The sequence below is a fragment of the Candidatus Villigracilis vicinus genome, assembly GCF_016702885.1.
Taxonomy (GTDB): Bacteria; Chloroflexota; Anaerolineae; order Anaerolineales; family Villigracilaceae; genus Villigracilis; species Villigracilis vicinus.
In genome coordinates this window covers 90,601-109,012 of the sequence record NZ_JADJDD010000008.1, presented here as the reverse complement: position 1 = coordinate 109,012, position 18,412 = coordinate 90,601, and the positions used below count along the sequence as shown (strand labels likewise).

The window sequence follows — 18,412 nt, the reverse complement described above, 5'->3', positions numbered from 1 at the left end:
AAATTTTGTAATGAAGAAAGTTGTTTTACTCATGCTTGGGCTGGCACTCAGCCTGATGGCTTGCACCAGCTCACAGTCCGCGAACGAAGCGGGCGAACTTCGCACGGTCAAGCTGCCAATGGGCTATATCCCGAACATTCAGTATGCACCGTTCTATGTCGCTGTGGACAAGGGCTATTTTGCTGAAGAAGGCATCGCCATCGAGTTTGATTATTCGTTCGAGACAGACGGTGTGGCATTGACCGGCGCAGGTGAGCTTCCATTCGCTGTGGCATCTGGCGAGCAAGTGCTATTGGCACGCTCGCAAGGGCTGCCTGTCGTATATGCCTTTGCTTGGTATCAGCAATTTCCCATTTCGGTCATCTCTGCACCGGGATTGAATATCAGTAAACCTGCCGACCTGCGTGGAAAAAAGGTCGGACTGCCCGGTTTGTTCGGCGCGAATTTCATCGGCTTGGAAGCGCTCCTATTCGCAGGCGGCGTAGATCCCTCTGAAGTGACCATGGACGCGATCGGTTTCAATCAAGTTGAGGCATTCGCCACCGGCACAAGCGATATTGTGGTCGGGTACGCTGCCAACGAACCCATTGTGCTGGCTTCACAAGGCGTAGAGTTGAACGAACTACGTGTGGCAGATTATGCCCAACTGACCGCCAATGGAATTGTAACCAGCGAAAAGACCATCACCGATGAACCCGATCTGGTTCGCGGCATGGCGCGTGCTCTCGCAAAAGGTATTGCAGATACGATCGCAAATCCTGAAGAAGCCTATACTATTAGTTTGAAGTTCGTAGAGAATTTAAAAGATCAGGATAAAACCGTCCAGATGCAGGTCTTGAACACCTCCATCGAGTTTTGGAAGGCTGACCGCATCGGTTTCTCCGACCCACAAGCGTGGGAGAACATGAACGACCTGCTCGTGAAAATGGAATTGATCCCCGATCCCATTGACCTGAGCAAGGCGTTCACCAACGAGTTCGTACCGTAGGAAAAACCCGTCATTGCGAGGAGTGCCTTTCATAAAAAGAACACTCCTCGCAATGACGGAAAAATCACGACCATGAAACCCATTCTCAGCATCCGCGATCTCTCTGTAACTTTTCCCGATAATAACGGCGGTCTTCACGCATTAGATGCGATATCGTTCGATGTCCATCCGCGCGAATTTGTCTGTTTTCTTGGTCCATCCGGCTCAGGCAAGACAACCTTTCTGCGCGTACTGGCAGGGATCTTACAACCGACTTCCGGCTCGGTGAGTTTCATGCACAGCCATAAGCCGCGCATCGGCATGGTCTTTCAACAATCCAACCTTATGCCCTGGCGTACCGTGATGGAAAACATCATGCTACCGCTCGAACTGGAAGGCAGTGGGAATATCAAGGCGCAGAACAAAGCACGCGAGATGATCAGCCTGGTGGGATTAAAAGGATTCGAAGATGCGCTCCCGCGCGACCTCTCCGGTGGAATGGCACAGCGCGTGGCGATCGCGCGCGCGCTCATCCATGACCCCGACCTGCTCCTGCTCGACGAGCCCTTTGCCTCGCTGGATGCCCTCACCCGCGAACGCATGTGGACGGAACTTTCACGCATTTGGCAGGCAAAGCAAAAAACCGTCATCATGGTGACACATTCCATCAACGAGTCACTATTCTTAGCAGATCGTGTCCTTGTGCTGACCCAACGCCCCGGCAAGATCAAACTAGACATAGAAGTGGACCTTCCACGCCCGCGCACAGATGACATTCGTTACACAAGTCATTTTGGAAAGCTGGCTAAGAAACTGCGTTCAGCGATCGAATGAAATATCCCCGCTTTCATGGCGGGGATATTCTTTTCACTTCCCTAAAAAACCTTCCACAATTTCCTGGCGATGCTTGCCGTAATCGCGGACCAGTGAATCTACACAGCGCGCAATGGTGGCAGGACTCCCACGATAATGGACAATGCCCGTATCCAACTCCCATTCGCCTTCGGAGATCGAACGCAAATAATGGACAAGGACATCATACGTGGAGGAAATGGCATTCATCAATTCATCGCGGCTAACTGATGGGAACTGCATAAAGAATTTCTCATTAACCTTGCGATAGTCGTTCGTGCCGTCGTAAAAATAGAACGGCTCCGCACCTTCGCGCAGGGCGCTGCACCCCGCCAATGTGATGCGGTTCCAACCGATGAAATGAGCGGCAATATCACGCGGGGTCCAATCGCCGAGAGGGGCAAGAAAGCTGTCAGCAGGGAGTTCCTGCAAGGTATTCATAAAATCCGCATAAGCGGTTTGCAAGTCAGCCAGTTGTTTGTCACGAGGGTCGAACATGAAGCCTCCTTTAAAGCCATGGGGTCATTTTGTTCTTAGAAAACCAAGAACACCAACACCGAATAATGAAACCCCGCCTGCGAACACAGCCAATGGGAACAGCAAAAACCTGCCCATCTCCGAACTCATCAGGCTGTCACCAGCATTACTGGCTGCGCCTAGTGCGATCACACAACACATCCCCAAATGGACCAATCCCAATAGCGCAGATAGCACGGAACCGATCAGGCTGGCTGTTTTATTCTGCAAGCTGGTCAGTCCCACGAATAACAGAATTACCAGCCCATATGGAATGACGATGGCACTGAACATGGCTCGAAATGCACAGGAATAGTCGTTATAACTGCGGCAATCTCGTCCATTCAAAAACAGATAGACGCCCAATCCAATAGTGGCAATACCAAACAAGATAGAAGCAAAAATAAATAACCGATAAAGAATGATTTTTCGATCCATGGCTTATCCTAATAAAAAGACAGCCGCCAACAAGGAGACTGTCTTTTGAGTTACACCTTTGGCAGATCCATCAAAAGCACTTCCGCCAGCAGCCGCGAGTTGACATTGCGGTCCATCTTCTCCAGAACATTTTCATGGTCACTGACCACTTTGCGAGCGGAAGAAAGGTCCAACCGCCCGGCAAGGAACTCGATCTCCATGTTGCGGTCAATGTTGATGAGCGGCGTCCCCGCCCCTGCCACGCGCAGGAGCACATCGCGCCAGTAGGTGAGCCAAACCAAAATGGTCTGACGCATGGCGTCTTTGTCTTTGGATAATTTTTCGGCATAGGAAAATTTATCCACACGGGAAGCAGGCAAAATGGTCTGAAGATCGTTCAGGCGTTCTTCCCGTTTTTCGAGCAGGGTCGCATCATCGATGAGACGGCGGGCAAAGCCGGGGCGTCCGCCAGAGATGTGAGCGAGCAGACGGGCGCGGTCTTCATCCACACCGCGCTCTAGCAAGTCTGAAATAATGGCTTCGAGCGGCAGAGGGCGCAGACGCAGGATCTCACAACGTGAGTTAATGGTCGGCAAGAGTTGTTCGGGGGTGTCTGCGGTTAAGAGCAGGACGGCATGAGCGGGGGCTTCTTCCAGGGTTTTGAGCAGGGCATTGGCGGCGTTGTCGTTGGCTTCTTGAAAGCGCAGGAACATGGCAATGCGGTATGGAGATTGATACGGCTTCAAATTGAGCGTACGCTGCACTTCACGGATCTGATCCACTTTGAGCGTACCGCCATCTTTTGAGCTGCCATCTTCATCCATGGACTGAATGACTGCCAGGTCGGGGTGCTGCATGGCTTCGATCTGTTTACAGGTGCGGCAGTTGAAACATGGTTCCCCCGGCGCAACAGGCTTTTCACAATTCAACGCCTGAGCTAGGCGAAGCCCCAACGTCCGCCGACCCAAGCCGGGAGGTCCGGAAAAAAGATACGCATGGCGGGTTTCGCCGCGCGCCACATGGCGACGCAGCATATCCACAGCCCATTCGTGTCCGAGAAGGTTCCAGTTATCAGCCATTGAAATCAAGTATCAGGGCTCAAGTGCGAGGTGTCAAGTGGTGGAAAAAGGATCGGATTCCAAGCAGCAAGTGTCAGGTTGAGAAAGAGGCGGTGTTATTCTTTTCCAGAACGCAGCCGCAGGTAAGAGGCATACCGTTCTGCATAGATCGTTCCATCCTTCAATGCCGCGAGAACAGCACAACCGGGCTCATGTTGATGTGTGCAATCGCTGAATTGACAATGCGGCACGAGGTTGCGCAGTTCAGGGAAGTAGGCATCGATCTCTTCGGGTTGTGTATCCCATAAGGCAAGGCTTTTCCAACCGGGTGTATCTGCCACATATCCGCCGCCTTCCAGCGGGAACATCTGGCGAATGACGGTGGTATGCCGGCCTTTGTTCATCACCGCGCTGATCTCATTGACCGCCAACCCCAGCCCCGGTTGAAGCGCGTTCAATAGACTCGATTTCCCAACACCGCTTGGTCCTGCCAATGCGCTGGTCTTCTTCTGTAATTGAGTTCGGAGTTCTTCCAAGCCTGTGCCGCTCTTTGTGGATGTGTAGATCACGCGGTAGCCGATCTTTTCATACATGCCAAAGATATTTCTCGGGTCATCCACCAGATCGATCTTGTTCGCCACGATCACAACCGGAATCTTCTGTTTTTCCGTGATGACGAGGAAGCGGTCTAACATTCTCAATTTCGGGTCCGGGTTCGCACAGGCAAAGACGAAGACCGCCTGATCGGCATTTGCCAGCAGCACTTGCTGATAGACCCCTTGCGGGCGCGGGTCTAACCGAACGAGAGCCTGCTTGCGCTCCTCCACCTCTTCCAACGCTCCGCTGCCATCTTCCAACAAGGTGATGTGGACACGGTCGCCCAATGCAGCGATATCGCCCATGGCCTTACCTTTTTTGAGCTTCCCCCGTAATTGACAAACAATAACGCCCTCCCCAGTTTCCACCCAAAAGAAACCGGATTGGGCTTTTACGATCAAACCTTGCTTGACGTTCGTTTCTGTCAAATGAAATCCTTGGGAGACAGTCACTTACGAAATGACTGTCTCCCCATGATGAGCTAAGGGATAACGCCGCCTCCGGGCGGAGTGGGCGTGTAGGGCGGGTACCCGATCTGCCCATAATCATAATATTGGCGCTGCGGGCTGCCATAATAATAAGCTTCCACCATGGCACGGAAGAATGGCACAGCAAACTCTGAACCTTCACCGATATTTTCGCCAACGGCAACGATGGCAATATCCGGTAAACCGGTGTCGGCTTCGTTCATGGTATATCCGGCGAACCAACCATGCGGTTTACCGCTGCCAGATTCGGCTGTGCCGGTTTTGCCCGCCACAGTGAATTGCAAACCACGCATATTGAAGCGTGCCGTCCCTTTCGGGTTTTCGACCACCATCAACATGGCTTCACGCAGGATCTCGAGGTTCTCCGGGCGAAGTGGAAGCGTCCCTTGCGCCTCGGTCTTGAAGGTCAGGACGGGGTCGCCTTCCACAGGCTGGATCTTTTCCACGATCTGCGGGCGATACAACGTGCCGCCATTCCCGATCGCAGCAATGAATCGAACCACTTGCAACGGGGTGACCAATACAGTCCCCTGCCCGATCGCTTGATTGACCGCGTCGATCTCGGTGGCAGGGTCGTCGATCTGCCCAGAGGCTTCAGGGATCTGCTGAATGCCAGTTGGTGAACCCAAGCCAAATGCACGTGCCATATTGGCAATGTCGGTACCGCGATCCCAGTTGTTATACAGGTCATTACCGATGTGCCAGAAATACGGGTTACAGGAACGCATCAGACCTTCCTGCAGGGTTACTAACCCCGATGGAACACTGTCCACCGTGTTACAGAACAAACCACCCGCAACACGATCCTGACAATGCTGCCAGGTCCAGTCATGGCGAACCTGGTCGGGGAGTTCAGTGAAATCATACTGACAATCGTAGGTCGTATCCTTCAAATACAATCCGCTTTCAAGGGCGGCAGAGAAGGTAATGATCTTGAACACAGAGCCAAGCGGAAGCTGACCCTGTGCGGCTCGGTTCAACATTGGAGTACGAGAATCATTCAACAACTCGCCCAACCCCAAATTATTGGGATTGTTCGAATCAAAAATGTTCGGATCAAAATCAGGTCCAGATGCCATGGCGAGGATACGCCCTGTATCCATTTCCATGACAATGATCGCGCCGCGGAAGAACTCCACAGCCGACTGGGCATGGAATTGCAAGTTGCTGTTAATGGTTAAATAGACCGAGTCTGCGGGCTTGGGGTCGCTCTTGCCCAACGTTGCAATGATCTGTCCGGTGGGGCTCACCACGCGCAGCGTCCCGCCATGCTGCCCGGCGAGATAATCCTCTGCCCACTGTTCCACGCCAGCCTGACCAATGCGTTCACTGCCGCTATATCCTTTACGTTTGTATTCGTTCACTTGCTCTGGTGAGATCGCAAGGGTGTACCCCACCGCTTGTGGAGCCAGCCCGCCGCGGTTGTAATAACGTGATTCATATTCACTATAAGCCAACCCACCCGGATTGATGGACAGCAAACGCTGGGCTTCTTCGCGTGTGCCTTCGCACATGGGCAAATACCAACCGGGTCCGGCCGCATCGATCTTGGCTTGAATATCCAGCGGATCCAAACCGCACAGGCGTCCCAATTCGGTGGTCAGTGCGCCGATCATGTTGTAATCGATCAAGTCAGTTTGAATGCCGAAAGCGAAGGCGTTGTTTTGCGTTGCGATCGGCAGACCTTTGGCATCATAAATGTCGCCGCGTGCGGGAATGTTATATTCCATTGCAAGCAGGTTGCCACCCGCCAGTTCCGGCAGGATGAGCGCATCATCCCACTGAACTTTCCAGTTATTGTCCTCATTTACAAGACGCATCACAATATCCCGCTGAATATCGCCAGCCAGGACGGTCTTGTATGTGATGGTGTATCCGATCTCAGCGTTGAAAGGGGTAATGGAAGTGCTGCCAAGCACAACGTCGAAGCTCGCGGCGCTCATATTGTTCAGCGCATCGTTCCAACGCTTGGAGAAATCCTCCAAAGTGACCGCATCGCGGCTGGCTTGCGAAAGCATCGCATACATGACTTCATAATCATCAGTCTTCAGCGCATCGAAGAACGCCGTCACTGCCGCTTCTGCATTGGGTGCAGGTGTTACACGTACTTGAGCCGTCGGCAAAGGCGTATCCGTCGCAAAGATGGCAGACATACCGCCGCCCGTCCCTGAAGAGGTACACCCGGCAATGATGAAGGCGGTCAGAACAAATTGTTTCCAGCGTAATGACTTCATTACGTTTCCTTTCAATTTCCAGTTGACAAGTTCCCGCTCAATATCATCGGCGAGACCTTGCAATCATACTTTAAAAGAGATTGGCATGCCGCAGGAACATCTGCAAAAGGAACAATATCATACGGTTTCAACATCCGCAGCACATGGCACATGGGCAGCCCCATCACCCCGGCACGACAGCCTTCCAATGAAGAGACCGGCTGAAATTCGGGGTGCTGAATGGCATACGCGCCCGCCTTATCCATCGGGTCGCCGGTTTGGATATACGCCTCGATCTCCGCATCCGAATAATCGCGCATCGGCACATCGATAATCGACAAGTCGATCAGCATATTTTTCCGATACAGGATGGCAACCCCGGTATAGACCTGATGCGTCCGCCCGCGCAGCTGCTTCAACATACGCCGCGCATCTGCTTCATCGACAGGCTTGCCAAGGATTTCACGCCCATCCACCACCGTTGTATCTGACCCGATGATAAGCGCATCGGCATCCGCCCGGGCTTGGATCGCTGAAGCCTTGGCTTGCGCCAGCCTGATCACGTAATCACGCGGCACTTCATGCTCAAAGGGTGTCTCATCCACATCCGCGGCGAGGACGCTGAACTCCCAGCCGCTCAAACCAAATAACTGTTTTCTGCGCGGAGAGTTGGATGCTAGAACAAACTTTATCTTGTCATTCACGCGCAAGATTCTAACACAGTCATTTTGAGCAGATTAAACAGGGATAAGCGGTGGAATAGTGTTGCGCTATAATATCGGAAGGAGCAAATTATGGCTATTCATTTGGAAATTCCCGATGCTGTGGCAGAAGCCATGCGTTTGCCGGGCGGTGAACGCCAGCAGCGTATGTTGACCGAACTAGCCGTATCCCTGTACGCGCAGGGAATTTTGTCATTTGGCAAGGCACGCCAATTGTGCGAGATGACAAAATACGAGTTTGGCATTTTGCTTGGCAAACGCGGCATACCCCGCCATTATTCTCAGGACGATTTTCAGGATGACCTAACCTATGCTCGTGGTTAGCAATACATCACCAATCATGAATCTGGCTATTGTGGGGGAATTGGACTTGTTACGCCAGCAATTTGGCGAGGTAATCGTCCCGCCAGCAGTCATTGACGAATTACGGCTGGATACCGAGTTCCCTGGTACAGATAATATCCGCCGCGCCATTTCAGAAGGCTGGCTTCGCCAAGAGCCTATCGAAAACCAACAGGTTGTGCTCGCCATTCGAAGAGAACTCGACAACGGGGAAGCCGAAGCTATTGCGCTTGCCCTTCAACTAAAAGCCGACTTAATCTTAATGGATGAACGCGAAGGACGTTCGGTTGCAAAGTCGATGGGATTAAACCCGATTGGAATTCTTGGGGTTTTGATTCGCGCCAAGCAGGATGGGAAAATCACTTCAGTTAAGCATAGTTTGAACCGATTACGAGATGAAGCCGGTTTTTATATCACCAATGAGTTGATGCAAAGAATTTTGTCTGAAATTGGGGAGTAGTTGGTATTCGCAAGACCTCCGAGGTTTTATCCACCTTGGAGGTCTTATATAATCAGGGAGACCTTCATGAAAAAAACCACCCTTATTTTTCTCGCTTTTACTCTCGCAGCCTGCCAATCCTCTTCAGAGGGCGCGACTCCCACTCCGCAGGTGACAGTCACTTCGGAAGTGACTGCCACCTTGACCCCGCCAGCCCCAACTCTCACCCCAGAATCTGCCCTGCCTGCTGAAATTCAGGAATTACAAAAAAGTCTTGCTGGAACCGACTATCGTTTTAAATGGAACGATGATTTAAAAACTTTAGCTCTTACACACACTACCCCAGAAACAGAAAAAACAGTCGTTATCCCAGAAATTGTTTTTGAAAAGGGAAATTGGAAAAGAACATACACTTTGAAACCCTATATGGAACAGAAGCAGAAGTAACAATTGATAGTAGGGTTGATAAAATGACAGTTACTGAAACTCCAGAAGGTAAAAAGATATTAGATTTCTCTGGTTGGAGTTTAATTGATGGAAAATGGGAAAGGGAAAGTATAAAAGATGAAACTAATTATAATGTTGCAGAAGCACAGTTTATACCTCAAGATGATGGAAGTGAAGATCCAGAAAATAAAGGTGGTGACATATCAGTAATTGAAAAATACAAAGTAGCAATTTTTCCGAATGCAATTGGTAGATGGTTCGAGGGAACAGTTAAATATAACGATACTTTTTTTGAAATAGATGGTAGGTCGCCAAACAAATGCTGGTGGGGGGATAGCATAAAGACATTAGATGCAAGAGGAAAACAAATAGAGATTGAGACAACAAATTATGTAGTTGTTAACTTCACAGACGGAAATTCTGTTTTGATTTATAAGGATAAAAGCAACACATATAAAACAATTTTCATTGACTCAGACTTGACTGATTGGGGCAATTGGAGTCCTCGATTCTAACCATTTGTTGACTTTTAGTTCGACATTGTCAATAATGATAGTATGGAAACGAGGAAAGTAATTTTTTATCTTCTTACTTTAATCTTTATTATAATAGCCGTCTTTAGTATACTGTTTTATTCAAATTTTTTAGCAAATAGCAAAATTATTATCGACCTCCGCAATGTTTTTTTTACAAAATTGGACAATAACACCAAAAGGTTTATTTATTTATAAACCAAGAGCCATCAGAATCGATCCAGATAGTGGATTTGTATATAAATTTCCAGGTAAGTTTCAGTCTATGGATTTTGAAAAAGAAACAATAACACTAAAGGATATGTTTGGGAAGTCATGGACATTTAAATATCATACAAATAAAAGGAGGATGGGCTCAAGGTTGATAAAGAATCAATTGACTATAGATACGTTATCAAAGAATTGGGAAAGACGGATATTGCTTTTTTACAAAAAATGACTATTGATACGAATAATCCCAATCTGAATATTTCACATTTTCAAAAGGATGATTTAATAATTTTATTTTGGAGTGATAGCAGAAAATTTACGGAAATATCGTATGCCAATAAGCTTGGGGAGACAATTGAACTAAACGGCGCGAAAATGGTTCAAATAAATAAAATTTTATGGAAATAAAAAATATTGTCGTATACATCAAAATATTATTTTGCGTATCAATATTTGTACTTGGCTATAATCTCTCAAATACAAAAATATATGCCCAAAACGACGGAACTGGTTGTGCGTGTGGGTATGATGGTGCTGGCACTTCATGCTGGGAATATCCACCGAGTGGTTGTTCATCAGATGCACAGTGTGGAGGTGGAGAAACATGTTGTGGAGGGGCATGCGTAGGTGGTGATCAATGTTGAGGCGGGGGAGGAGATTACACCCCTTGTACTAGAACCTGTCTCAAAAATGTCATCCTGAGCGGTAGCGAAGGATCTCTACCTCAATGTAAGAGACCCTTCGGTCGCAAAAAACGCTCCCTCAGGGTGATAAAGTATTTTTGAGATAACTTGTAGTTACAACTGCCCAGTTAATGCTGTTGATCCAAATAACTACTCGACACATTATATAGGAGACACACAACGTAGAGATTGTAATTTTGGTAACGCTGCAAGCCAGTACTGGCAATGTGATAGTGATGGTTTTTGTGCATGGTACCTAACTCAAGTTGCCACCTTACATATTTTGGCGTGATGGGTCAAGCTTTTTTAACGCAAAGTCGCAAAGACGCTAAGATTTAAGTGCTTTTTCTTTGCGCCCCTGCGCCTTTGCGTTAATTTTTTTTCACCTTCTCTATAGGTCGCAACTTGGATTAAATTAAGTTCTACAAATGAAGCAAGAACGCTTTCCAGGTTCCAACCCTTATCAAAACTTCCTCTTTCCTCTTTCCCATTCCGGTTGTAAAATCACCCCCATAAATCTGTCTGGACAATTGGAGGCGCAATGAACAAACTGCAAGAACGTATTTTAGAAGAGGGGAAAGTACTCGGCGGCGGGATTTTGAAAGTGGATAGTTTCGTCAATCATCAAGTGGACCCCATGCTTATGGACGAGTGTGGACGTGATTTTGCAAAACGTTTTGCAAATGTAGGAGCGACAAAGATCCTCACGGCTGAAATTTCCGGCATCGCCCCTGCCATCACCACCGGCATTCACATGGGGCTGCCCGTCGTCTATGCCCGCAAGACCAAACCCATCACCATGCCCGATCAGGTCTACCTGACTCTCGCGCCATCGCATACCAAAGGGCGCATGGTCGAGTTGATCGTCTCCCCCGAATACCTTGCCAACAACGAAAAGGTTCTGATCATCGATGACTTCCTCGCCAGCGGACAGACCATTCTCGGTCTGGTGCGTTTGGCAGAAGCCGCTGGGTCACATATCGTTGGCATCGGCGCATTGATCGAGAAGATCTTCGAAGGCGGACGCGACGCGTTAACTCCGCTTGGTGTTCCGATCGAATCCATCGCTTGCATCAAATCGTTGGATGACGGCAAGATCGAGTTTGTGGATTAGCCTGACGATAGACGATAGACCGCAGACCATGGCAAATCTTCTATGGTCAATCGTCCATGGTCAATCGTCTACAAGCTCATGCTTCGGAAATTTCTACGCCTCCGCTTCATCACTTTCCTCATCGGTTGGATATTTACACACATGAGTTTTGCCATCCCGGTCAAACGCCTCCGCGAGACGTCGAACCTGATCGCCTTTCAGCATCCTTCTCCCAGCTATAAGGTGCACCTGCTCCTCGTCCCAAAGCGACAGGTGCAAACGCTGGCAGACCTTGACCCGCAAGATACCGTTTTCCTCACAGACTTATACGCCACGGTGCAAAGCCTCGTAAAGGAATTTGACCTCAAGGCTTATCGGCTCATCGTCAATGGCGGAGAATATCAGGATTTTCCGCATTTACACTTTCATCTTATTTCACCCTCTCCCCTTGCCCCTCTCCCAGAGGGAGAGGGGTTGGGGTGAGGATTATTTACATGAATTCCATTGCAATTCTCGATTTCGGTTCTCAATATGCTCAGATCATCGCCCGGCGCGTGCGTGAAGCGCAGGTGTACTGTGAACTCTTCCCTTGGGATGCGCCTCAGGAAAAGATCCTTTCGATAAAACCGAAGGGATTTATTTTGTCCGGCGGACCCAGATCCGTTTACGAAGAGAATGCCCCCTTCATTCAGAAATTCATTCTCGAAAGCGGGCTGCCCATCCTTGGCATCTGTTACGGAATGCAAGCCCTCACCCACGCCCTTGGCGGCAAAGTGGATCCTTCGGCAGAACGGGAATATGGGCAGGCAGAAATTACGCCGCTAATTCCTGGCACGATGTTGGATGTACTATCCAAAGTCTGGATGTCGCACGGCGATAAAGTGACTCAGTTGCCTGAAGGCTTTGTTGCTCTGGCAAAAAGCGGGAACAGCCCCTACGCGGCAATGGGCGATATGAAGCGCAAATATTTCGGCGTGCAATTCCACCCGGAAGTGCATCACACCCCGAACGGCAGTGAACTCCTCAAGCATTTCGCCGTTGACATTTGCGGCGCAACCCCCGATTGGACGCCCGCCTCCATCATCGAAGAAAGCGTCAAACGGATTCGTGAGCAGGTTGGCAAGGAACGTGTGCTTGCGGCGGTTTCGGGGGGAGTCGATTCATCCGTAGCGGCGGCATTGGTCCATAAAGCCATCGGCGATCAACTCGTCTGTGTGTTCGTGGATACGGGGCTTTTGCGCGCGAACGAAGGTGCTCAAGTGGCGGATGCTTTCCGCAATGGGCTTGGCGCGGAATTAATTACTGTGGAAGCCAGTGAAGAATTTCTTGGCGCGCTGAAAGGGCAAACCGATCCGGAGAAAAAACGCAAGATCGTCGGAGAGAAGTTCATCCGTATTTTTGAGCGCGAAGCGAAGAATGTCGGTCAGCCGAAATTCCTGGTGCAAGGCACGATCTACCCGGATGTCGTCGAATCTTCTGGACCCGATAGAAGCAAGGCGGCGAAGATCAAGTCACACCACAACGTGGGCGGGCTGCCCGAAGACATGCAGTTCGAACTCGTCGAACCTCTGCGTTATCTATTCAAGGATGAAGTACGCTTGGTGGGCGAAGCTCTCGGCTTGAATCAAGGCTTGGTGTGGCGGCAACCGTTCCCCGGTCCCGGTCTGACCGTGCGTTGTCTCGGGGAGTGTACGCCCGAACGTGTATCCCGTCTGCGGGCGGCAGATGCGATCCTTCTGGAGGAATTATCCAAAGCCGGTTTTCTTGGGAAGGGTGCGCAGACTTCGCAAGCTTTCATGGTTTTGTTGCCCGTGCGCTCTGTCGGCGTGATGGGCGACCAACGCACATATCAGGAGGCGGCGGCGATCCGCGCGGTCACCACGGACGATTTTATGACCGCCGATTGGGCGCGCCTGCCTTTCGAATTGCTGGCAAAAGTTTCAAGCCGTATTGTCAATGAAGTGGAAGGCATCAATCGCGTGGTCTATGATATAACGAGCAAACCACCCGCAACGATCGAGTGGGAATAGTCATTTTAGATTGATGTTTGGGAGATGAAAATGAACTTCGATTATGGCAATGTCTTAACCCGCGCTTTGCAGATCACCTGGAGACAAAAATCCTTCTGGTTGTTCATGATGTTCCCCATGCTGGTCGCATCGTTCATATTCGTTACATTTGCCGCACCTATTTTTCTCTTTAGCGAGGATGAAGATATGATGGGGCTGTTCCTTGTGCTTTGGCTGGGAGTGCTATCACTCAGTTTCATCGTCAGTTTGTTGGTGAATACAGCCGGGTCCACGTCGTTGATGCTTGGCATCCTGCGGGTGGAGCGCGGTGAAGGCTCTACGGCTTTTATGGATCTGGTACGGGATGGCTTTCAATATTTTGGGCGCGTGCTCGGCGCTGTGCTCATCATCCAGTTTTCGATCGGAGCGGTCTTTGCAGTCTTCTTCCTCTGCGTGGCGGCACTTACCGCTGTGACGATGGGCATTGCTTCCATTTGTTTGCAGCCGATCATGATGCTGCTTACGCCCCTTTCATTTCTCGTCATCGCCGTCATGGATGGAGCCATGGTAGCAGTGATCGAGGAAGACCTGGGTTCATGGGATGCCATCAAACGCTCGCTGAACGTCGTCCGTGAGCATGTTTGGAAGTTCATCCTGGTCACATTGATCGCGTATTTCGGCTCCACACTGGTTTCCAGTATCTTTATCTTTCCAGCAACCCTACCTGCCGCGGCGGCGCCGATCTTAATGGAATCCGGCGTGGATATAAGCGGACAGGCAGTGATAGCGATGATGATCCTATTTGCTTGCATCTTCTTCCCGTTCATGTCACTGGTCACTGGAATCACCGGAACATTCATGAACTCCGTTATAGGCATCTCCTATCTGCGTCTCTCACGCCCGGCGGTAAGTGACATAGTCCTTTTCGGGGAGGAAGAGAACCCCGCGACTTCGTGAACTTCTCCGCGTAGATTAGGGTGTCGTATGGGACGGAAAATCCCCGTTCCCAACCACCTCCCAAGTGGACGGAAATCTTTGAGTAGTGTATGATTTAGCCGGTCTCGCTCGGGAGGACCACCTGTAACGCTCTGGAGAATGACATGAAAATCGATTTAGGAAAGATCCTTACCCGATCCTGGCAGATCATTTGGAATTACAAGATTCTGTGGGTTTTCGGGATTTTTGCAGGCTTTGCCAGCGGTAATGGGGGCAGCAACGGCAATTCCAGCTCCTCGAATGGCAGCAGCGACCCAACCACAAACTTCACAGGCGACCCCAGCCAATACGTTGATCAGGCGGGCGAATTCTTCCAACAATATCTGCTCATCATCATTGCCGTTTGCGTAGTGCTTGCGTTACTTTCTCTCGCATTTTATGCGCTTGGCATGATCGGGCGTATCGGTATTCTCAAAGGCGTATACAAAGTGGAAGATGGCGCCGCCTCCCTTATGTTTGCCGAACTCTGGTCTGAAAGCATGCCATATTTCTGGCGTTTCTTCGGGCTGAATTTCCTCATTGGGCTGGCGTTCTTTGTGATTCTTCTTCCCTTTATTTTCATAGCTGTCGCCACAGCCGGTATTGGATTATTGTGTTTAGTCCCGCTCATCTGCGTGCTCGTTCCGGTAGGCTGGGTTGTGAATGTCATCCTTGAGCAGGCACAGGCAGCCATCGTTGCCGAAGACCTCACCATGTTCGATGGTTTCAAACGCGGCTGGGAGATCGCCAAATCTGATATAGGTGGCATGATCGTCCTCTCACTGGTATTGGGCATCGGCGCCGGTATTATTGGCTTGATCTTTGCCCTGCCTTTGATCGCAGCCATGGTTCCGCTTGTTTTCAGCATGTCCAGCTATCAAGCAGGTGCCGCTCTCCCGCCTACAGCATGGATATCCATCGTATGCTGTGCCATCTACGTCCCCATTCTCTTAGGCTTCAACGGTGTTCTCACCGCCTATATCAAAACGGCTTGGGCACTTTCCTATCGTCAGCTGACCGCCAAACCTATCGAAAGCACCCCCATCCTCGCGCAGGCTGATGCGTAAACTCCTCGTCTCCTTTTTCTCCATAAGCCTGATCCTGGGCACGATCCTTGTCCCTGTGCATGCACAGGGACAGATCGCAGCCTCTGTTACGCTACATAATGTGGACACATCCACCTTCCCGGTCATTACCGGGTTTGTGGATGTAACCGACGCGAACGGCATTTTCGCCTCAGGGCTTAAACCGGATGCTGTTTCTGTTCTCGAAAACGGGCAACCCATCCCAGCCGATTCGTTCACAGAAATGGCGATCCCGCTCCAGTTGGCAGTCGCCTTCAATCAAGGCGAAGCCCTGGATGCCCGCAATGCCAATGGCATTTCCCGTTTTCAACGTGTTTCACAGATCATCTTGCAATGGGCACAGGCTCGCCCCACCGACCTGCCCGATGACCTCAGCCTCGTCAGCCAGGCAGGACCGATCATCAACCACGCGCCTGCTGCCGATTTCATCGTCGGCTTGGAAGGCTTTGAACCAGACCTCCGAACCGCCACCCCCAACCTGCAATCCCTCGTCACCGCCTTGGATGTGGTCAGCGCACAGACGCCGCGCATTGGTGTGAATCGTGCCATTCTTTTCATCACTCCACAAATGGAAGATGCCAACCTGGCTGCATCGCTTGAGCCGCTGATCCAGCGCGCCGTAGAAAGCAATATTCACGTTTTCGTCTGGTATGTGGATGCAAACACAACCTTCACCACTACCAGTGCTGCAGTTTTCAACAACCTTGCCATTCAAACCGGCGGCAGCATGTTCCAATTCTCCGGTGAAGAACGCTTCCCCGATCCGGAAGTTTACTTTTCACCTTTGCGCCGGATCTACACCCTCTCTTACACATCACACCTGAACGCTTCCGGCGACCACAATATCTCGCTGCAAGTGAATGTGCCTTCAACAGGCATGGTCGCTTCTACACCACAGACCTTCAGCCTGAACGTACTTCCACCCAACCCGATTCCTGTATCCCCTGCGTTGCAGATCACACGTCAGGCACCGGAAGACGACCCCTTCAATTCTGAAATCCTTTTGCCCGAAACGCAGGAACTCGAGATCATCATCGAATTCCCGGATGGTTTTGAACGTCCACTGGCACGTACTACGTTATATGTAGACGGCGTCAACGTGGCTGAGAATACCGCCGAGCCTTTCAATAAATTCAACTGGGATCTGATACCCTATACGGTCAGCGGTGAACATCAATTGACAGTGGAAGTGGTTGACTCGCTTGGATTAAGCAAAACCAGTATGCCGCTGCCGATCCTGGTCACTGTCATCAAAGCGCCCAGCGGACCTGCCGCCTTCCTTGCCAAGTATCGCATGCAATTCACCTTCGGTGCGATCATCTTTGCAGGGCTCGTGCTGTTCGTTATCCTGCTGGGCGGACGTTTCCGTTTTCTCTCTCTGCGTGCCATGCAAGAACAGCGCCGTGTCCAAAGCGACCCACTCACTCAATCCATCGCAGTGATGGCGGCAGAACCACCGGCTACAGAGGTTAAAGAGAAAAGCCCGAAGCGCCAACCCAAACCAAGAAAGGCAAAGACGGCTGAAAAATCAGAGAATGAAGCGGCGGCTTCGCTGGCTCGCATTCAAGCGGATGGGCAGTTTTCCGCAGTCCCGCCGATCCCATTGAACGGCAAGGAAATCGTGATCGGTACAGACCCAGTACAATGCACACAGATCCTGGATGATCCTTCCATTTCGTCTGTACATGCACGCATCCGCACCACCGAAGACGGCGGGTATTTGCTTCTGGATGTCCAATCCATTGTGGGGACATGGGTGAATTATGAGCCGATCTCGCGCGAAGGCTGCCGATTGGAGCATGGGGATATGGTAAACTTTGGTCAATTAAAGTACCGTTTCCTACTGCGGACTCCCCCACTCCCAAGAACTCCCAAAATCACCCCAGTGAATCCTGACGAATGATTCGTACCACTCTCGCCCACTTGCACATAGCCGCCCTCAGCCATGCGGGCCTCTCAGGCAAGAATAATGAGGACCGGTATGCTGTTTCATCGTTCCAGTTAGGTAAGGATGATGCGCGTCCTTCCACGTTTGCCGTAGTGGCAGATGGGATTGGCGGGCATCGCGCTGGCGAAGTAGCGGCAGAACTGGCAGTGAATTACATCAGCATGCATGTGGCGGAAAGCAACGCTAGAAAACCGGTCAAGATCCTTGAGAACGCCATTCACGATGCCAGCCAGGCGATCGCCACCCACTCTGCAGGACGAGAAGAGGAACAGGGTATGGGCTCAACCTGCGCCTGTGTGTGGGTCATCGAGAACAAATTATATACTGCGTATGTGGGTGACTCGCGCATCTATCTTCTGCGTGGAAAATATATTCAACAACTGACGATTGACCATACCTGGGTACAGGAAGCCTACGAAAAAGGCATTATCTCTGCCGAACAGATGCGTGACCATCCCAATGTACATGTCATCCGCCGCCATCTTGGCGGTATTCGCCTGCCCGAAGTGGATTTTCGCTTACGCATTGATAACGAAGAGACGGATGAAGAATCGCTCAATAACCAAGGTTTTCATCTGCATCCTGGAGATACCATTCTGATCTGCACCGACGGACTCACCGATCTGGTTTGGAACGATGAGATTCAGGATATCATTCGTTCAAAGCGGGATTTGAAAGCCGCGGCAGAAGCCTTGGTTGGGCTTGCCAACGAGCGCGGCGGGCACGACAACATTTCGGTGGTTTTGCTGGCAATGCCCAGAGTGGAAGAAACACTTCCCAAAAAAGGCATCTTTAGCTGGTTAACAGGTGAGTAAGCC

At 50.5% G+C, this 18,412-nt stretch carries 20 protein-coding genes; 14 read left to right on the top strand and 6 right to left on the bottom strand.

The window, feature by feature from the left end:
* The first annotated feature begins 10 nt into the window (after positions 1–10).
* Positions 11–988, top strand: coding sequence for an ABC transporter substrate-binding protein (locus tag IPG80_RS08850; protein WP_345105370.1), 978 nt, complete (start codon positions 11–13; stop codon positions 986–988).
* Between the two features lie 72 nt (positions 989–1,060).
* Entirely contained in the window at positions 1,061–1,801 is a 741-nt protein-coding gene (locus IPG80_RS08845) for an ABC transporter ATP-binding protein (RefSeq protein WP_345105367.1), read from the top strand.
* Between the two features lie 33 nt (positions 1,802–1,834).
* On the opposite strand, the gene IPG80_RS08840 is transcribed toward IPG80_RS08845, so the two are convergent.
* The 6 genes from IPG80_RS08840 to IPG80_RS08815 form a co-directional block, all read right to left on the bottom strand.
* Positions 1,835–2,317: a ClbS/DfsB family four-helix bundle protein gene (locus tag IPG80_RS08840; protein WP_345105364.1), complete on the bottom strand. Its 483-nt coding sequence runs from the start codon at positions 2,315–2,317 to the stop codon at positions 1,835–1,837.
* Positions 2,318–2,341: 24 nt separating this feature from the next.
* On the bottom strand, positions 2,342–2,773 hold the full coding sequence (locus tag IPG80_RS08835; protein WP_345105361.1) for a hypothetical protein: 432 nt from the start codon (positions 2,771–2,773) through the stop codon (positions 2,342–2,344).
* Positions 2,774–2,823: 50 nt separating this feature from the next.
* A complete protein-coding gene (gene holB / locus IPG80_RS08830; RefSeq protein WP_345105359.1) occupies positions 2,824–3,831 on the bottom strand; it encodes a DNA polymerase III subunit delta' in 1,008 nt (335 codons plus the stop codon).
* Between the two features lie 95 nt (positions 3,832–3,926).
* The gene (rsgA, locus tag IPG80_RS08825; protein ID WP_345105357.1) at positions 3,927–4,835 is read right to left on the bottom strand and encodes a ribosome small subunit-dependent GTPase A; all 909 of its coding nucleotides are present in this window, start codon (positions 4,833–4,835) and stop codon (positions 3,927–3,929) included.
* 53 nt (positions 4,836–4,888) lie between these two features.
* Entirely contained in the window at positions 4,889–7,129 is a 2,241-nt protein-coding gene (locus IPG80_RS08820; RefSeq protein ID WP_345105355.1) for a penicillin-binding transpeptidase domain-containing protein, read from the bottom strand.
* A gap of 11 nt (positions 7,130–7,140) precedes the next feature.
* On the bottom strand, positions 7,141–7,812 hold the full coding sequence (locus IPG80_RS08815; protein ID WP_345105352.1) for a Maf family protein: 672 nt from the start codon (positions 7,810–7,812) through the stop codon (positions 7,141–7,143).
* Positions 7,813–7,902: 90 nt separating this feature from the next.
* Here IPG80_RS08815 and IPG80_RS08810 point away from each other — a divergent pair, with 90 nt between their 5' ends.
* The 12 genes from IPG80_RS08810 to IPG80_RS08755 all read left to right on the top strand — a co-directional run bounded on the left by IPG80_RS08810 (position 7,903) and on the right by IPG80_RS08755 (position 18,409).
* A complete protein-coding gene (locus tag IPG80_RS08810; RefSeq protein WP_345105349.1) occupies positions 7,903–8,154 on the top strand; it encodes a UPF0175 family protein in 252 nt (83 codons plus the stop codon).
* A gap of 16 nt (positions 8,155–8,170) precedes the next feature.
* Complete coding sequence (locus tag IPG80_RS08805) at positions 8,171–8,632, top strand: DUF3368 domain-containing protein (RefSeq protein ID WP_345105346.1); 462 nt, start codon at positions 8,171–8,173, stop codon at positions 8,630–8,632.
* Positions 8,633–8,698: 66 nt separating this feature from the next.
* A complete protein-coding gene (locus IPG80_RS08800) occupies positions 8,699–9,058 on the top strand; it encodes a hypothetical protein (RefSeq protein WP_345105344.1) in 360 nt (119 codons plus the stop codon).
* The gene (locus tag IPG80_RS08795; RefSeq protein WP_345105342.1) at positions 9,007–9,573 is read left to right on the top strand and encodes a hypothetical protein; all 567 of its coding nucleotides are present in this window, start codon (positions 9,007–9,009) and stop codon (positions 9,571–9,573) included. The genes IPG80_RS08800 and IPG80_RS08795 overlap by 52 nt, the downstream gene beginning before the upstream one ends.
* Positions 9,574–10,290: 717 nt before the next feature.
* Positions 10,291–10,428, top strand: a complete 138-nt coding sequence (locus IPG80_RS08790) for a hypothetical protein (protein ID WP_345105340.1) — start codon at positions 10,291–10,293, stop codon at positions 10,426–10,428.
* A 597-nt stretch (positions 10,429–11,025) separates the two neighbouring features.
* Positions 11,026–11,598 carry a xanthine phosphoribosyltransferase gene (gene xpt, locus IPG80_RS08785; RefSeq protein WP_345105338.1) on the top strand — a complete coding sequence of 191 codons (573 nt, stop codon included), beginning with the start codon at positions 11,026–11,028 and terminating at the stop codon, positions 11,596–11,598.
* Positions 11,599–11,676: 78 nt separating this feature from the next.
* Positions 11,677–12,060, top strand: a complete 384-nt coding sequence (locus IPG80_RS08780; protein ID WP_345105335.1) for an HIT domain-containing protein — start codon at positions 11,677–11,679, stop codon at positions 12,058–12,060.
* An 11-nt stretch (positions 12,061–12,071) separates the two neighbouring features.
* On the top strand, positions 12,072–13,607 hold the full coding sequence (gene guaA / locus IPG80_RS08775; protein WP_345105330.1) for a glutamine-hydrolyzing GMP synthase: 1,536 nt from the start codon (positions 12,072–12,074) through the stop codon (positions 13,605–13,607).
* Between the two features lie 30 nt (positions 13,608–13,637).
* The gene (locus IPG80_RS08770; RefSeq protein ID WP_345105328.1) at positions 13,638–14,543 is read left to right on the top strand and encodes a hypothetical protein; all 906 of its coding nucleotides are present in this window, start codon (positions 13,638–13,640) and stop codon (positions 14,541–14,543) included.
* Positions 14,544–14,686: 143 nt separating this feature from the next.
* Entirely contained in the window at positions 14,687–15,628 is a 942-nt protein-coding gene (locus IPG80_RS08765; RefSeq protein WP_345105325.1) for a hypothetical protein, read from the top strand.
* The gene (locus IPG80_RS08760) at positions 15,621–17,549 is read left to right on the top strand and encodes an FHA domain-containing protein (protein ID WP_345105322.1); all 1,929 of its coding nucleotides are present in this window, start codon (positions 15,621–15,623) and stop codon (positions 17,547–17,549) included. Before IPG80_RS08765 ends, IPG80_RS08760 begins: the two co-directional genes overlap by 8 nt.
* Entirely contained in the window at positions 17,546–18,409 is an 864-nt protein-coding gene (locus IPG80_RS08755; RefSeq protein ID WP_345105319.1) for a protein phosphatase 2C domain-containing protein, read from the top strand. Before IPG80_RS08760 ends, IPG80_RS08755 begins: the two co-directional genes overlap by 4 nt.
* The last annotated feature ends 3 nt before the right edge of the window (positions 18,410–18,412 follow it).

Excerpts from the sequence above, each read along its gene's own strand:
- IPG80_RS08850 (WP_345105370.1), top strand. The coding sequence starts at position 11 with ATGAAGAAAGTTGTTTTACTCATGCTTGGGCTGGCACTCAGCCTGATG.
- IPG80_RS08845 (WP_345105367.1), top strand. The coding sequence starts at position 1,061 with ATGAAACCCATTCTCAGCATCCGCGATCTCTCTGTAACTTTTCCCGAT.
- IPG80_RS08840 (WP_345105364.1), bottom strand. The coding sequence starts at position 2,317 with ATGTTCGACCCTCGTGACAAACAACTGGCTGACTTGCAAACCGCTTAT.
- IPG80_RS08835 (WP_345105361.1), bottom strand. The coding sequence starts at position 2,773 with ATGGATCGAAAAATCATTCTTTATCGGTTATTTATTTTTGCTTCTATC.
- holB (WP_345105359.1), bottom strand. The coding sequence starts at position 3,831 with ATGGCTGATAACTGGAACCTTCTCGGACACGAATGGGCTGTGGATATG.
- IPG80_RS08820 (WP_345105355.1), bottom strand. The coding sequence starts at position 7,129 with ATGAAGTCATTACGCTGGAAACAATTTGTTCTGACCGCCTTCATCATT.
- IPG80_RS08810 (WP_345105349.1), top strand. The coding sequence starts at position 7,903 with ATGGCTATTCATTTGGAAATTCCCGATGCTGTGGCAGAAGCCATGCGT.
- IPG80_RS08805 (WP_345105346.1), top strand. The coding sequence starts at position 8,171 with ATGAATCTGGCTATTGTGGGGGAATTGGACTTGTTACGCCAGCAATTT.
- IPG80_RS08800 (WP_345105344.1), top strand. The coding sequence starts at position 8,699 with ATGAAAAAAACCACCCTTATTTTTCTCGCTTTTACTCTCGCAGCCTGC.
- IPG80_RS08790 (WP_345105340.1), top strand. The coding sequence starts at position 10,291 with ATGCCCAAAACGACGGAACTGGTTGTGCGTGTGGGTATGATGGTGCTG.
- xpt (WP_345105338.1), top strand. The coding sequence starts at position 11,026 with ATGAACAAACTGCAAGAACGTATTTTAGAAGAGGGGAAAGTACTCGGC.
- IPG80_RS08780 (WP_345105335.1), top strand. The coding sequence starts at position 11,677 with ATGCTTCGGAAATTTCTACGCCTCCGCTTCATCACTTTCCTCATCGGT.
- guaA (WP_345105330.1), top strand. The coding sequence starts at position 12,072 with ATGAATTCCATTGCAATTCTCGATTTCGGTTCTCAATATGCTCAGATC.
- IPG80_RS08770 (WP_345105328.1), top strand. The coding sequence starts at position 13,638 with ATGAACTTCGATTATGGCAATGTCTTAACCCGCGCTTTGCAGATCACC.
- IPG80_RS08765 (WP_345105325.1), top strand. The coding sequence starts at position 14,687 with ATGAAAATCGATTTAGGAAAGATCCTTACCCGATCCTGGCAGATCATT.
- IPG80_RS08760 (WP_345105322.1), top strand. The coding sequence starts at position 15,621 with ATGCGTAAACTCCTCGTCTCCTTTTTCTCCATAAGCCTGATCCTGGGC.
- IPG80_RS08755 (WP_345105319.1), top strand. The coding sequence starts at position 17,546 with ATGATTCGTACCACTCTCGCCCACTTGCACATAGCCGCCCTCAGCCAT.